The 13,590-nt window shown below is 70.6% G+C and carries 9 protein-coding genes; 3 read left to right on the forward strand and 6 right to left on the reverse strand.

From position 1 onward, the window contains the following. Positions 1 to 8: 8 nt before the first annotated feature. Entirely contained in the window at positions 9 to 899 is an 891-nt protein-coding gene (locus AB0B61_RS06225) for a prefoldin domain-containing protein (RefSeq protein ID WP_358428760.1), read from the reverse strand. A 201-nt stretch (positions 900 to 1,100) separates the two neighbouring features. Between AB0B61_RS06225 and AB0B61_RS06230 the strand changes: the two genes are divergently transcribed. Together AB0B61_RS06230 and AB0B61_RS06235 are read left to right on the forward strand one after the other, a co-directional pair. Beyond that, a complete protein-coding gene (locus AB0B61_RS06230; RefSeq protein ID WP_358428763.1) occupies positions 1,101 to 4,118 on the forward strand; it encodes a M14 family zinc carboxypeptidase in 3,018 nt (1,005 codons plus the stop codon). A gap of 130 nt (positions 4,119 to 4,248) precedes the next feature. After that, entirely contained in the window at positions 4,249 to 5,682 is a 1,434-nt protein-coding gene (locus AB0B61_RS06235) for an aldehyde dehydrogenase (protein ID WP_358428766.1), read from the forward strand. A gap of 192 nt (positions 5,683 to 5,874) precedes the next feature. Here the strand turns inward: AB0B61_RS06235 and AB0B61_RS06240 are convergent, their stop codons facing one another. From AB0B61_RS06240 to AB0B61_RS06260, 5 genes are all read right to left on the reverse strand, one after another. Then, positions 5,875 to 6,627: an alpha/beta fold hydrolase gene (locus AB0B61_RS06240; protein WP_358428769.1), complete on the reverse strand. Its 753-nt coding sequence runs from the start codon at positions 6,625 to 6,627 to the stop codon at positions 5,875 to 5,877. Between the two features lie 63 nt (positions 6,628 to 6,690). Continuing rightward, the gene (locus AB0B61_RS06245; RefSeq protein ID WP_358428772.1) at positions 6,691 to 9,168 is read right to left on the reverse strand and encodes a LuxR C-terminal-related transcriptional regulator; all 2,478 of its coding nucleotides are present in this window, start codon (positions 9,166 to 9,168) and stop codon (positions 6,691 to 6,693) included. Positions 9,169 to 9,196: 28 nt separating this feature from the next. After that, on the reverse strand, positions 9,197 to 9,628 hold the full coding sequence (locus AB0B61_RS06250; RefSeq protein WP_358428774.1) for an AMP-binding protein: 432 nt from the start codon (positions 9,626 to 9,628) through the stop codon (positions 9,197 to 9,199). A gap of 56 nt (positions 9,629 to 9,684) precedes the next feature. Next, positions 9,685 to 12,102 (reverse strand): LuxR C-terminal-related transcriptional regulator, encoded by a 2,418-nt coding sequence (locus tag AB0B61_RS06255; RefSeq protein WP_358428777.1) that lies wholly within the window; start codon positions 12,100 to 12,102, stop codon positions 9,685 to 9,687. A 53-nt stretch (positions 12,103 to 12,155) separates the two neighbouring features. Continuing rightward, positions 12,156 to 12,899, reverse strand: a complete 744-nt coding sequence (locus AB0B61_RS06260) for an AMP-binding protein (protein ID WP_358428780.1) — start codon at positions 12,897 to 12,899, stop codon at positions 12,156 to 12,158. Positions 12,900 to 12,999: 100 nt separating this feature from the next. On the opposite strand from AB0B61_RS06260, the gene AB0B61_RS06265 reads away from it, so the two are divergent. Further along, the gene (locus AB0B61_RS06265; protein ID WP_358428783.1) at positions 13,000 to 13,590 is read left to right on the forward strand and encodes a TetR/AcrR family transcriptional regulator; all 591 of its coding nucleotides are present in this window, start codon (positions 13,000 to 13,002) and stop codon (positions 13,588 to 13,590) included.

Genomic DNA, 13,590 nt, shown 5'->3' on the forward strand with positions numbered 1-13,590 from the left:
CACAGCCGCTAGAACACCGACACATGCACATGGTCGTAGTGGTTGGCGGTGACCCCGCCCCGGTCCGACATGGGATCCCAGCCACCACCCGACCGGATGTCGTAGTAGCGCTGCTTCCAGATGATGTACATCACCCCGATCCGGGGCCCGTTCTTGATCAGCCACTCGGCCAGCGCGTCACCCCGGTCGGCGTCGGCCCCCGAGGCCGCCCGGCCGCCGCTCGACATCATGAAGTCGCAGGCCCGCCCCTTGCCGTGCTCACCGGGGTCACCAGGACGCAGGCAGCCCACGCCGTACGGCATGGGGAAGTTCCGCATGATCTCGGCGCGCACCGCGATCAGGCGCGGCGTGAGCCCCGAGGAGCCGCCCGGCTGCTGGAAACCGTACTTGGCGAGGAGCCGCTCGATCTGGCGGCGCTTGCCCTGCATGGTCTTGATCTCTTTTTTCAGCTTGCTGATCTTCTCGGCGACGGTCCGCTTGGCCTCCGCCGACTTGTCGATCAACGTCTGGATGCCCTTGACCTTGTTGATGCGCTCGTTGGCCAGATAGGTCAGGTTCGCCGCCTGGCCGAGTGCGACGGTGGGGTCGGCGGTCGAGGCGAACAGCTGGGTGCCGTCGAGCGGTCCCATGATGTAGGTGCTCTGGGCGATCGAGGACACCTCGGCCTTGGCCTTGGCCAGCTGGGCCTCCAGGTCGCCGGAGTTGTCGGTGGCGTTCTTGGCCTGGATCCGGACCTCTTCCAGGCTCTGGATCTGGCCCCGATAGAGCTCGTTGAGCTGGGACGCCTGCTTGGTCAGCTTGCGCAACTCGGCCGGGTTGGGAGCCGCGGAGACCGGGAGAGGGAACGCGAACAGCCCCACCAGGACGATGGCGAATAGGGCGAAGCGACTGATTTTCACGTCCGTCCTCCCCTCATCGACGGACCGAAACTATAGAAGATGATCTTGAATATTGTCACCTGAACGCGGCAAGTCGCGCCCCTTTGGCGAATTATCTGAGGATTGTCCGATCTAAGGCAGGCATAAAGATTGGGCCTTGCCGAGCGCCACGTATCGGTCTGAGATGGCGACGAAACTGGTCTCTGCGAAGGGGCAGACCTCGTGTCTCGATTACTGACCCTGTCCACCGCCGTCGTCCTCGGCCTCGGCACGTCCCTCGTCGCCCTGGAGGCCCAGGCGTCGGTGGACCCCCTACCACCCCGTGACAGGATCGAGCTCTACCAGCTGGAGAGCACGCCCGGCACCGGGCAGGCCCTCAAGGAGAAGGGCTTCGACGTCGTCCAGCAGGACGCCAAGGGCGGCAAGGAGCACGTCGAGGTGACCGCCGCCCAGAGCGACCTGGACGGCCTGCGCAAGCTCGGCTACCAGCCGGAGCCCGTACGCAACCCGCAGGGCCAGACCCAGCTGGAGGCCGCCAAGGCGCAGGCCGCCGGCGGCTACACCGTCTGGAAGTCCTACTCCCAGTCCGGCGGCATCGCCGACCAGCTCAAGGCCATCGCGAACGCGAACAAGGACATAGTGAAGATCGAGTCCCTCGGCAAGACGCTGAAGGGCCAGGACATCCTCGCCGTCAAGGTCACCGCCCTGGCCAGGGTGCTGCCCGACGGCATCAAGCCGGCGACGCTGTACTCGGCGACGCAGCACGCCCGCGAGTGGATCTCCACCGAGGTCGACATGCGGCTGCTGAAGCACGTGATCGCCAACAGGTCCGCGCTCAAGGACCTGCTGAACAGGACCGAGCTCTGGTTCGTGCCGGTCGCCAACCCCGACGGCTACGACTTCACCTTCACCGAGGGCAACCGCCTGTGGCGCAAGAACCTGCGTGACAACGACGGCGACGGGCGGATCACCACCGGCGACGGCGTCGACCCGAACCGCAACTACCCCACCAACTTCCACTACGACGAGGAGGGCTCCTCGTCGATCCCGAGCAGCGAGACCTACCGGGGCGCGGCGCCCGCCAGCGAGCCCGAGACCAGGGCGCTCGACGGGCTGCTCAGGCGGATCAGGTTCAAGGGTCAGGTGAACTACCACTCCTTCGGCCCGCTGCTGCTCTACCCGATCGGCTGGCAGGTCGCCACCAAGACCGCGGACAACCCGATCTACGAGGCGATCTCCGGAAACGACGCCAAGCCGGCGATCGCGGGCTTCGACCCGGACCTGTCGGCGGAGCTCTACACCACCAACGGCGAGACGACCGACCACGCCCACGCCTCGTACGGCACGCTGGCCTGGACGCCGGAGCTCGACGAGGGCTGTGACGGCTGCGGGTTCGTCTTCCCCGACGACGAGGCGCTGGTCCAGGCGGAGTTCGAGAAGAACATCCCGTTCGCCCTGGACGTGGCCAAGTCGGCCACCAACTGGTCCGAGCCGGTCAACCACCTCGGCAACGCAACGGCCGACTTCGTGCTCGACCCGTTCGAGGTCAGCTACGGCCGGGACCAGGTGGTCCAGGTGGACGCCAAGCGCAAGCTCGGCCCGATCTTCCTGAACTACCAGGTCAACGGCGGCCGGACCAAGACCGTGCTGACCGGCGAGTGGCGGGGCGGCGAGCGCTACGGCAAGGGCTACGACACCTACTACCACTGGATGCGCGGCAAGATCACCGGCACCCGTCCCGGGGACAAGGTCAAGGTCTGGTTCAGCTCGATCGGCAGGAAGAGCGGGGACTTCACCTACCAGGTCGCCGGTGACATCGGCGGCAAGGTGCTGGTGCTGGCCACCGAGGACGTGACGGGCCTCAGCCCCGTCCAGGGCGCGACCGAGGCCAAGTACGCCGACGACTACGTCAAGGCGCTGGACGAGGCCGACTACAGCTCCGACGTCTATGACATGGACAAGATGGGCCGCAAGGCGCCGCACGCGCTCGGCGTGCTCAGCCACTACAAGGCGGTGGTCTGGGAGACGGGCGACGACATCATCCCGAGATCGGTCGGCCAGGTGGCCGGCACCACCTCCAAGGGCGGCGTCGACACCGAGCTGGCCGTGCGCGACTACCTGAACGAGGGCGGCAAACTCCTGCACTCGGGCAAGTACCCGTCGTACGCGGCCAACAACAACGGCGCCTACTACTACCAGCCCGACCAACCGGCCCAGCCCGAATGCGCGGACCCCAACGACCCGCCGTGCATCCAGGTGTTCAACGACTTCCAGCAGTACTGGCTGGGCGCCTACGTCTTCTTCGACGACTCGGGCATCAACCCCGACACGGGCCTCCCGTACGCGCTGCAGGGCGTGAGCGGCCGGTTCAAGGGCTTCGCCGGCACGCTGGAGCCGAGCCATACCAACTCGTTCGTGGCGACCTCGGCGATCCTGCCGGCCGCCCAGTTCCCGCAGTTCGCCAGCTCCGCGCCGGTCAAGTGGGCACGGCCTGGCGGACCGTTCGACCCGCACACCGGTTCCTGGGACGTCTACAGCGGCATCGCCGACGCCTCCTGGAAGCGGCTGACCAAGACCGTCGACCTGACCGGGAAGACCAGCGGTGACCTGTCGTTCTGGACCTCCTACGACACCGAGGCCGACTGGGACTTCCTGACCGTCGAGGCGCACACCGCGGGCGGCGACGACTGGACTACCCTGCCGGACGTCAACGGTCACACCTCACAGAGCACGGGCAGCAGCTGTGACCCGCCCAGCGGCGGCGAGGGCTGGCGCGCGCTGCACCCGTTCACCCAGCGCTACCAGGGCCCCGGCTGCGAGCCGACCGGCACCTCCGGCTCGTGGAACGCGGCCTCGGGCAACTCGGCGGGCTGGCAGCAGTGGAAGGTCGACCTGACCCCGTACGCGGGCAAGAAGGTGGAGCTGTCCGTCTCGTACATCAGCGACTGGAGCACCCAGGGCGCGGGCGTCTTCCTCGACGACTTCACCGTCACGCTGAACGGCGCGACGGCGGAGCAGACCTCGTTCGAGAGCGACCTGGGCGGCTGGAGCGCCGCGGCGCCTCCTGAGGGCACCTCGCCCTCGATCAACAACTGGGCCCGCACGGACCAGGTGTTCGAGGAGGGCGGCGGCATCGCCACCAAGGACACCGTCTACCTCGGCTTCGGCGTGGAGAGCCTGACGACCCGGGCCATGCGTACGGACCTGGTCAAGCGGTCCTTGCGGCACCTGCTCGGCTGATCGGCCCAGAGGGGTCCGGCTCGCGTACGCGCGTGCCGGACCCCTCTTGCGCGCGTGGACAGAACATGGTTCGGTCAGCTTGAAGAGCAGGGTAGCAAGCAAGCATTCGGTCAAGCAGGAGGCTCACGACATGCGCCAGCACGACACGCTGTTCATCGGGGGCGAATGGGTGGCCCCGGCCGGGACCGGCACCATCGACGTCATCTCCCCCCACACCGAAGAGGTCGTGGGCCGCGTGCCCGACGGCACCCCCGAGGACATGGAGCGCGCGGTGGCCGCGGCGCGGCAGGCGTTCGACCACGGTCCGTGGCCGCGCATGACGTTCGCCGAGCGGGCCGAGGTGATCGGCAGGCTGGCCGAGATCTACGCCGCCCGGCAGGGCGAGATGGCCGCGCTCATCACCGAGGAGATGGGCTCGCCGATCACCTTCTCCAACCTGGCGCAGGCGCCGCAGCCGCTCGGCATGCTGCAGTACTACGCCGACTTCGGCAAGACCTTCGCCCAGGAGGAGCAGCGGCCCGGCCTGTTCGGGCCGACGACCGTGCGGCGCGAGCCGGTGGGCGTGGTGGCGGCCATCGTGCCGTGGAACGTCCCGCAGTTCGTCGCCATGACCAAGATCGCGCCCGCGCTGCTGGCCGGGTGCGCGATCGTGCTCAAGCCCGCGCCGGAGACGCCGCTCGACGCGTACCTGCTCGCCGAGATGGTGATCGAGGCCGGGATCCCGGCCGGCGTGCTCAACATCGTGCCCGCCGGCCGCGAGGCCGGCGAGCACCTGGTCTCCCACCCGGGCGTGGACAAGGTGGCCTTCACCGGCTCGACCGCCGCGGGCCGCCGCATCGCCGCCATCTGCGGCGAGCAGCTCAAGCGGGTCAGCCTGGAGCTCGGCGGCAAGTCGGCGGCGATCATCCTGGACGACGCGGACCTGCCGTCCAGCATGGGCATGCTGGCCATCGCCTCCCTGATGAACAACGGCCAGGCGTGCGTCGCCCAGACCCGCATCCTGGCCTCGCGGACCCGCTACGACGAGGTCGTGGACGCGGTCGCGAACATGGTCACCTCCCAGCCCGTCGGCGACCCCGCCGACCCGGGCACCGGCATCGGCCCGCTGGTCGCCAAGCGGCAGCAGGACCGCGTCGAGAGCTACATCCAGGCCGGCATGGACGAGGGCGCCAAGGTCGTCGTCGGCGGCCTGGACCGGCCGATGGACCACGGCTGGTACGTCGCCCCGACCGTCTTCGCGGGCGTCACCAACGAGATGCGCATCGCCCGCGAGGAGATCTTCGGCCCGGTGCTGTCGGTGATCCCGTACGAGGACGAGGCGGACGCGATCCGCATCGCCAACGACAGCGACTACGGCCTGGCCGGCACGGTCTGGACGGCCGACGCCGACCACGGCATGGAGGTGGCCCGCCAGGTCCGTACCGGCACCTACGGGATCAACTGCTTCATGCTGGAGTCGAACGCGCCCTTCGGCGGCTACAAGGCCAGCGGCGTGGGCCGCGAGCTGGGCCCCGAGGGCCTCAGCAGCTACCTGGAGTACAAGACGATCGCCCGCCTGGGCTGAGAACAGGGCTCCGGTACGGCCGTACCGGAGCCCTTCTCACGGCGCCCCGCACCCAGCGCGCCCCCGCAACGCTTGGTGTGGTCTCCGCTACTCCACGAAGTATGTCCTACGTCCACCGCCTCGACGGTTTCCTTCCCATAGGACTTTCTCCCGGTGGATTTCTTCCTTACGCCCTAGATAGACGTCTATTACTCAGAAAAGGTTCGTACTGATCCACTTTCCGATCCGACGGATGAGTTCTGGGGTCGCGGCGGACTCCGCGTGGCCGTAGCCGCGCTCGATCCAGAGCTTCTTGGGCTCGCGGGCGCCCTCGTAGAGCTGGTGCGCGTGTTCCAGGGGGAAGAACGCGTCGGCGTCACCGTGGACGATCAGCAGCGGCGTCGGGGAGATCAGCGCGGCGGCCTCGTGGGGCGGCACCGGGATCGGGTCCCACTCGCCTCGGGCGATCCTGGTGCGCTTGGCCATCCTGGCCGCCCACCTGCCGATCGGCTGCTCGATGGCCCAGTGCACCTGGCGCATCGGCTTGGTGCCGCGGTAGTGCCAGCGGGCCGGGCCGCTCACCGACACCACCGCGTCGATGCCGCCGAGCAGTCCCGCGTGGCGTACGGCCACGGCGGCGCCCATGGAGAAGCCGATCACGGCGACCTTGGAGTAGCCGATCACCCGCGTGTGCCGTACGGCGGCGTCGACGTCGAGGATCTCCTTGTCCCCCACGGTGGACTCGCCACCGGACCGGCCGTGCCCCCGGAAGTCGAACGCGACCACTCCCCCGTAGCCGCTCAGCACGTGCGCGATGCGCCGCGTGGCCGGATCGCGCCACGAGCCGGTGAACCCGTGCGCCACCACGATGCCGAGGCCGGAGCGGGTGGACGGGGTGTGCGCGGCGTCGATGCGGACGCCGTCCTCGGTACGGAGCATGACCGGGAAGTTTGGAGCGAGCGGCATGTTTCCGAGCTTATGATCCCTGGCTGCCGAGACCGTGTTCGGCCGCCCCTACCGCGCTCCTGGTCACCGGTTGTCGAGGCCGTGTTCGGCCGCCCATACCGCGATCTGGGCGCGCGAACCGAAGCCGAGCTTCTCCATGATGTTGGCCACGTGCCTGGCGACCGTGGCCGGACTGATCACCAGCTGCGCCGCGACGGCCCGGTTGCTCAGGCCCTCGGTGAGCAGCCCGGCGATCTCCCGCTCGCGCGCCGTCAGCGTCGCGTAGCGCGGCTCGCGGGCGGCCAGGCCCGACGAGGACACGAACAGCGTGGCGGGCAGGGACGAGAGCAGGGCGGCGGGCTCGTGAACCTCGCCGGCGTCGGCCTTCTGGCCGAGGATCCGCCGGGCCACCGCGCCGGGCTCCTGCGCGATGCCGCTGGCCCAGAGCAGCGCCACCCGGCCCTCGCCGAGCTTGTCGCGGGCGAGCGAGAGCAGCTCCTGGGTGCGGGCCGGGGCGTCGTGCTGGCCGATCGACTCGCGCAACGCGCTCGCCGCCGCGGCCGCGACGACGGCCCCCTCGAGATCGCCCTCGGCCTGCGCCAGGACGGACAGGGCGACCAGCGCGCGGACGACGCCGCTGCGCCGGCCGGTCTGCGTGCTCAGCACCAGGCTGGCGGCCAGGCTGCGCCGGGCGGCGGGGAAGTCGTGCAGCCTGGCCGCCACCCTGCCGACCTTGGCCTGGCAGCGGGCCAGCTCGACCCGGTTGTCGAGCTCCTCGAGGATGGGCAGCGCCGCCGTGTGGTGCCGCATGGCGGCCGCCAGGTCGCCCCTGGCCTCGGCCACCGCGCCCAGATGGGTCAGCGCCCTGGCCAGGGTCCAGTGGTGGCCCGTCTCCATGGCCAGGGCCAGCGCCTCCTCGCCGAACCGCTGCGCCTGGCGCGGCTGCCCCTGGAAGAGCGCCAGGTTGAGCCGGGCGATGCGGGCGGTCGTCAGGTTGAACAGGTCGTCGTGCTCGGCGGCCGCCACTTCGAGCTCGCGCAGGTAGCGCAGGGCCGTGCCGGTCTGGCCGGTACGGAAGAAGACGGTCAGGGCCACGCCGTAGGTGACACCCAGCCAGTGCGTATAGGGGTGCCGCCGCTGCTCCTCGATGCTCTCCTCGATGAGCGCCGCGGCGCGGTCCAGCTCGTCGCGCGTTTCGAGCCCGTAGGCGAGGCCGCCCTTGGCCACGCCGATCAGCTGGTCGGGCACGCCCGACAGGTCGAGGCCGAACAGCCGTTCGTACCAGCCGACGCCCTCCCTCAGGTCGCCGCGCACCGCGAGGATGGTCAGCGCCGCGTGGGCCAGCCGCAGCCCCAGCTCGGCGCTGCCGGACTCGGCGGCCCAGTCGATCGCCGCCCGGCAGTCGTCGAGCAGGCGGCGCCCTCTGGCGAAGTGGACGGCGCGGGCCGGCCACGCCAGCCGGCGGCCGAGCGAACCGGCCTCGTGGCAGCGCTCCATCTCGGCGCAGATCACCTTGAGGTGGCCGTCGCGCAGCCGCGCCTCCTCGCCCGCCTCGCACAATCGCTCGGCGGCGTAGTGCCTGATGGTGTCCAGCAGGTGGTAGCGGCCGCCGTCGCCGTGGTGGAGCACCAGCGACTTGTCGACCAGGCCGCTGAGCACGTCGAGCACCTCGCAGCGGCGCAGCAGGTCGCCGTCGGCGCACACCTGCTCGGCCAGGTCGAGGTCGAAGCGCCCGGCGAACACCGACAGCCGCCGCAGCAGCACCCGCTCCTTGCGGGCGAGCAGGTCGTGACTCCACTCGACCGTGGCCAGCAGCGTGCGCTGGCGGGCGTGGGCGGTGCGGTCACCGGTGGTCAGCAGCTTGAACCGGTCGCCGATCCGGTCGGCGATGCGTCCCGGGCTGAGCAGGCTGCTGCGCGCCGCGGCCAGCTCCAGCGCGAGCGGCAGGCCGTCGAGCGCCCGGCACAGCCGGATGACGTCGGGCATGCTGTCGGTCACGGCGCGGGCTCCGGCCGCGGCCGCCCGCTCGACGAAGAACAGCACCGACTCGGCGTCGGGATGCCGCTCGTCGGGCAGGTCGAGCGGCGGCACCCGCCAGATCAGCTCGCCGGGGATGCGCAGCGGCTCTCGGCTGGTGAGCAGGAATCTCAGCTCGGGGCAGTCGGCGAGCAGACCGGCGACCAGCTCGGCGCACGGCTCGACGAGGTGCTCGCAGTTGTCGAGCAGGAGCAGCGTCCTGGTGCCGCGCAGCCGGATCCGGAGCCCGTCGAGGAGCCGCTCGGAGCCTTCCTCGCGGACGCCGAGCACGTCGGCCATCTCCTTCACGATCAGCTCGGGGTCGCTGACGCGGGCCAGCTGGACCAGCCACACGCCGTCGGTGAAGCCGGGCAGGGCGCTGGCCGCGACCCGCAGCGACAGGCGGGTCTTGCCGATGCCGCCCACCCCGCTGAGCGTGACCACGCGCTCGCCGCGGACCAGCGCGCACAGCTCGGCCACGTCGCGCGCCCGTCCGACGAAACGGTTGGGTTCGGCGGGGAGGTTGTGCTGGACTTGCGGAATCATGAAGAAGGTCCAAGTGTCGGCGGGAGGATCACACTCCCTCACAGTCTCCCTTGGTTCGCCGTCCGGTGGGATCACTTTCCGTGCAGAGTTCGCGACTCACCGGATATGAATGTAGCTCCGCGACGCTCACCACCATGCGTACCCGTGACTCTCGCGCCGCGCTCATCGCCCGCGGCAGGTCGGAGATCATCAGGCGGGCCCGGCTGGCCATGATCCGATCCCGCAGCCTGCCCTCGTCGAGCTCCGCAGGGACCGGCCAGGCGATCCCGCCGACGGCTATCACCGCGTCGGTCGCCACGAGCAGATCGGGACCGACGGTCAGGCAGATGAGCACCGTGTCGCCCGCGCGTACGCCCCGGCGCCGCAGCTGGACGGTCGCGGCGGCCGACCTCTCGTCCAGCTGCCCCTCGGTGAGACACAGGCCGGTGCCAGAGTCCACCATCACGATGCGCTCCTCCATGCCGCCCACGCTATGGAGGGCATCTCATGCACACATGGGGCGGAATATGCAGATCGCTATGCAGAACCGCGCGGCTGCTCGGCCGCCCACACCGCGATCTGGGCGCGCGAGGTGTAGCCCAGCTTCTCCATGATGTTGGCGATGTGCCTGGCCACGGTCGCGGGGCTGATGACGAGCTCCTCGGCGATGGCCCGGTTGGACAGGCCCCTGGTCAGCAGGGCCGCGATCTCCTGCTCGCGGGCGGTCAGCAGCGAGTGCCTGACGGGCTCGGTCACCACCGGACCGGCCGGGACCGGCCGCTCGCCCGCGAGGACCTGGCGGGCGGCGTCGTCGGGGCTCATCGTCCTGCCCCGCGACCAGAGCGTCGCGGTGCGGCCCTCGCCGAGCTTGGCGCGGGCGCGGGTGAGCAGTTCCTCGATGCGGATCGTGGCGGAGAGCTGGCCCATCGACTCGCGCAGCGCGGTGGCCGAGGCGGCGGCCAGTACGGAGCTCTCCAGGTCCCCTTCGGCCTCGGCCAGCACCGACAGGCTCACCAGGCAGCGGGCCACGCTCTGGCGCTGCCCGGTCAGCCTGCTCAGCGTCAGGCTCGCGGCCAGCCGCTCCCTGGCCACCTCGAACTCGTGCAGCAGCGCCGCGACCCGGCCGATCCTGGCCAGGCAGCGGGCCAGCTCGATGGTGCCGTCGAGCTCCTCCAGCCACGGGACCGCCAGCTCGTACTGGGCCATCGCCTTCACCAGGTCGCCGCGCGCCTCGGCGACCGCGCCGAGCTGTGTCGCGGTCCTGGCCAGCAGCCAGCGGTGCCCGTGCTGGCGGGCCCTGGCCAGGGCCTCCTCGCCGTGGCACTGGGCCTCGCGCAGCCGGCCGCGGGTGAGCGCGACCGCCGACAGGCCGGCCAGCCCGGCCGCCTGGTTCCACTGGTCGCCGGAGGCGATGGCCAGGGCCAGGCCGGTCTCGGCGTGGTGCAGCGCCTCGTCGCCGCGTCCCATGCGCAGCAGCACCACGACCGACAGGCTGTGCATGACGCAGCTGGGGAAGACGTTGTCGGCGCCCAGGCCCGCCAGGCTGGTCGTGGCGTACTCCAGCGAGCGGGCCAGCTCGTCGCGGCCCTCCAGCCCGTAGGCCAGGTAGGCCTGGGCATGGGCGATCTGCTCGTCGGGCACGTGGGTCAGGTCGAGGGCCAGCAGCCGCTCCACCCAGCCGACGATCTCGGCCGGGTTGGCGCTGCTGACCGGCAGCAGGCTGGTGCTGTAGGCGCACAGGCGCAGGCCCAGCGGCGCGTTGCCGGACTCGATCGCCCAGTCGAGCGCGGCCCGCTGGTCGTCCACCAGGCTCCGGCTGGCCTCCAGCGCGGCCAGCCGCACCGGCCACGGCAGGTCGGGCTCGACCATCTCCGTGCCGAAGTGGCGCAGCTGAAGCTCGCACAGCACCTCCAGGTGCCGCTCGCGCAGCACCTCGCGCTCGGCCGCCTCCGCCAGCCGCTCGGCCGCGTAGTGCTTGATGGTCTCCAGCAGCCGGTAGCGCCTGCGCTCCTCGTCGCACAGCACGAGGGACTTGTCGACCAGGGCGCCGAGCAGGTCGACGATCTCCGCCTCGGAGATGGGCCGGTCGGCGCAGATCTGCTCGGCGAGCTCGAGGTCGAAGGACCCGGCGAACACCGACAGCCTGCGCAGCAGCACCTGCTCCTTGGCCGAGAGCAGGTCGTAGCTCCATTCGACCGCGGCCAGCAGTGTGCGCTGCCTGGGCGGCGCCGTACGGCCGCCGGTGGTGAGCAGCGAGAAGCGGCCGTCGATCCGATCGGCGATCTGCCCGGGGCTGAGCAGGCTGGTGCGGGCCGCGGCCAGCTCCAGCGCGAGCGGCAGCCCGTCGAGCGCCCGGCACAGCCGTACGACGTCGTCCAGGCTCGCCGGGCTCAGCCTGGTGCCCGCGGCGGTGGCGCGGTCGACGAAGAGCAGCACGGACTCGGCGTCGGGATGCCGCTCGTCGGGCAGGTCGAGTGGCGGCACCCGCCAGACCAGCTCACTGGCGATGCGCAGCGGTTCGCGGCTGGTGGCCAGGATGCCGAGACCCCGGCACGCCGCGACGAGCTCGGCGGCCACTTGCGCGCACTGGTCGACCAGGTGCTCGCAGTTGTCCAGCAGAAGCAGGGCGGGCGTGTCGCGCAGCCGGGCCGCCACCGTGTCGAGCAGCGGGCGGGTGCCTTCCTCATGAATGCCGACAGCCCGGCCGATCTCCTGCAGGATCAGCTCGCCCCGGGTGAGCCTGGCCAGCTCGACCAGCCACACGCCGCCCGGGTAGGAGGGCACCAGCCGGGCGGCGACCCGCAGCGCCAGGCGGGTCTTGCCGATGCCGCCGACCCCGCACAACGTGACCACGCGCGTCTCACCCAGCAGCCCGCACAGGTCGTCGACGTCGCGCTCGCGACCAACGAACCTGTTGGGCTCGGCCGGAAGATTGTGCCTGGGGGGCTCGGACATTGTGGTCACCCTGCGTCGCGGAAGGATCACACTCTCCCACAGTGTCGCACTTTTCACCGGCTGAGCGAGCTGACGACGGCCCTTTCGTCCACAACGCGCAACGTCGGATCGCCGAGCAGGCGTCTGACCACCTCGTTCGGCGCGATCACCAGGGTGGCCGCGTGCACGTGCGCGAGCACGCGGCAGCCGATCAGGCTCGGCTCGTGCGCGATGACCACGTGGGCGCCCGACATCAACGCCAGATCGAGCACCCGCAGCCCCTTGAGCGGATCGCTCACCGCGGCGAGCACGACGTCGTCCTCGCTGACCAGCAGCCGCGACGACAGGCTGCGCAGGTCCGACGCCAGCTCGTCGTGGTCGTAGACGTATTCGCCGCCGACGCTCAGCGCGGGACCGGCCAGCGGCCCGAACTGGACCGAACGCTCACCCAGCAGATCGCTGAACGGCAGCTCCCCCGGCGTCGGCTCGAAGGTGAAGACCTTCTGAACATCCACCGCGAGCGGGTCGTAGCCGCGCTGGGCGATCATCATGCGGGCGGTCCCGGAGGCTCCGAGCACCGCCACTCCCCCGGACCAGGCGACGGAGTGGACGGCGATGGCGAACCCCGCCCCGAGCGGCATGTCGACGATCACGCGGTCGCCGTAGCGCAGACCGTGGCGGCGCAGCCCCGCCGCCGCGTGCGTGACCTTCCGCGCGAACGCGTTGTAGGACAGCACCTCTCCTGTTCTGACGTCACTGACCGCGGGCTGGTCGCCCTGTACGGGAGACGCGCCCAGCACCAGCTCTGTCCAGGTCATGCCGCCAATGTAGGCATCCGGCCCCGGCCGGGACATGCGTAGAAATGTGCAACCCGCTATGTACGTCCGGTGCCCGGCGAGCCCCCCATAGTCTTGATCCATGCAGGACGACTCCAGCGAGCCGACCACGGCTGGCCGCATCCTCGACGCGGCCTACGCGCGGATGCTGGAGCACGGCCTGCGCCGCCTGACCGTCGACGACGTCGCCAGGCAGGCGGGCCTGTCGCGGATCACCGTCTATCGGCGCTTCGCCCGCAAGAGCGACCTGATCCAGGGCGTGATGCTGCGCGAGCTCCACCGGTTCCTGCGCGCGTTCGAGCAGGCGGTCGGGCCGCTGCCGACCATGGCCGACCGGGTGACGGAGGGGTTCGCGGTCACGCTGCGCCTGGTGCGGGGGCATCCGCTGCTGAGCAGGTTGCTGGCCACCGAGCCGGACATGATCCTGCCGCACCTCACTCTGGAGGCGGGCGCCTACCTGGCGGTCGCCAGGACGTATCTCGCCGAGCACCTGGACACCCCGGACGGCCTCGGCACCCCGGACGCCGAGGCGGTGGCCGAGATGTTCATCCGCATCGCGCTGTCGTTCGTGCTCACTCCGGACAGCGCGATACCACTGGACAGCGACGACGAAGCCCGTGTCTACGCCAGGCGGCATCTCGTCCCGCTCCTGCCATCAGAGGGGATCAACTAG

The sequence above is a fragment of the Nonomuraea sp. NPDC049158 genome (assembly GCF_040648335.1).
Taxonomy (GTDB): Bacteria; Actinomycetota; Actinomycetes; order Streptosporangiales; family Streptosporangiaceae; genus Nonomuraea.

Coding starts and splice junctions, on each gene's coding strand:
- AB0B61_RS06265 (WP_358428783.1), top strand. CDS start 13,000: ATGCAGGACGACTCCAGCGAGCCGACCACGGCTGGCCGCATCCTCGAC.
- AB0B61_RS06235 (WP_358428766.1), top strand. CDS start 4,249: ATGCGCCAGCACGACACGCTGTTCATCGGGGGCGAATGGGTGGCCCCG.
- AB0B61_RS06245 (WP_358428772.1), bottom strand. CDS start 9,168: ATGATTCCGCAAGTCCAGCACAACCTCCCCGCCGAACCCAACCGTTTC.
- AB0B61_RS06255 (WP_358428777.1), bottom strand. CDS start 12,102: ATGTCCGAGCCCCCCAGGCACAATCTTCCGGCCGAGCCCAACAGGTTC.
- AB0B61_RS06250 (WP_358428774.1), bottom strand. CDS start 9,628: ATGGAGGAGCGCATCGTGATGGTGGACTCTGGCACCGGCCTGTGTCTC.
- AB0B61_RS06240 (WP_358428769.1), bottom strand. CDS start 6,627: ATGCCGCTCGCTCCAAACTTCCCGGTCATGCTCCGTACCGAGGACGGC.
- AB0B61_RS06260 (WP_358428780.1), bottom strand. CDS start 12,899: ATGACCTGGACAGAGCTGGTGCTGGGCGCGTCTCCCGTACAGGGCGAC.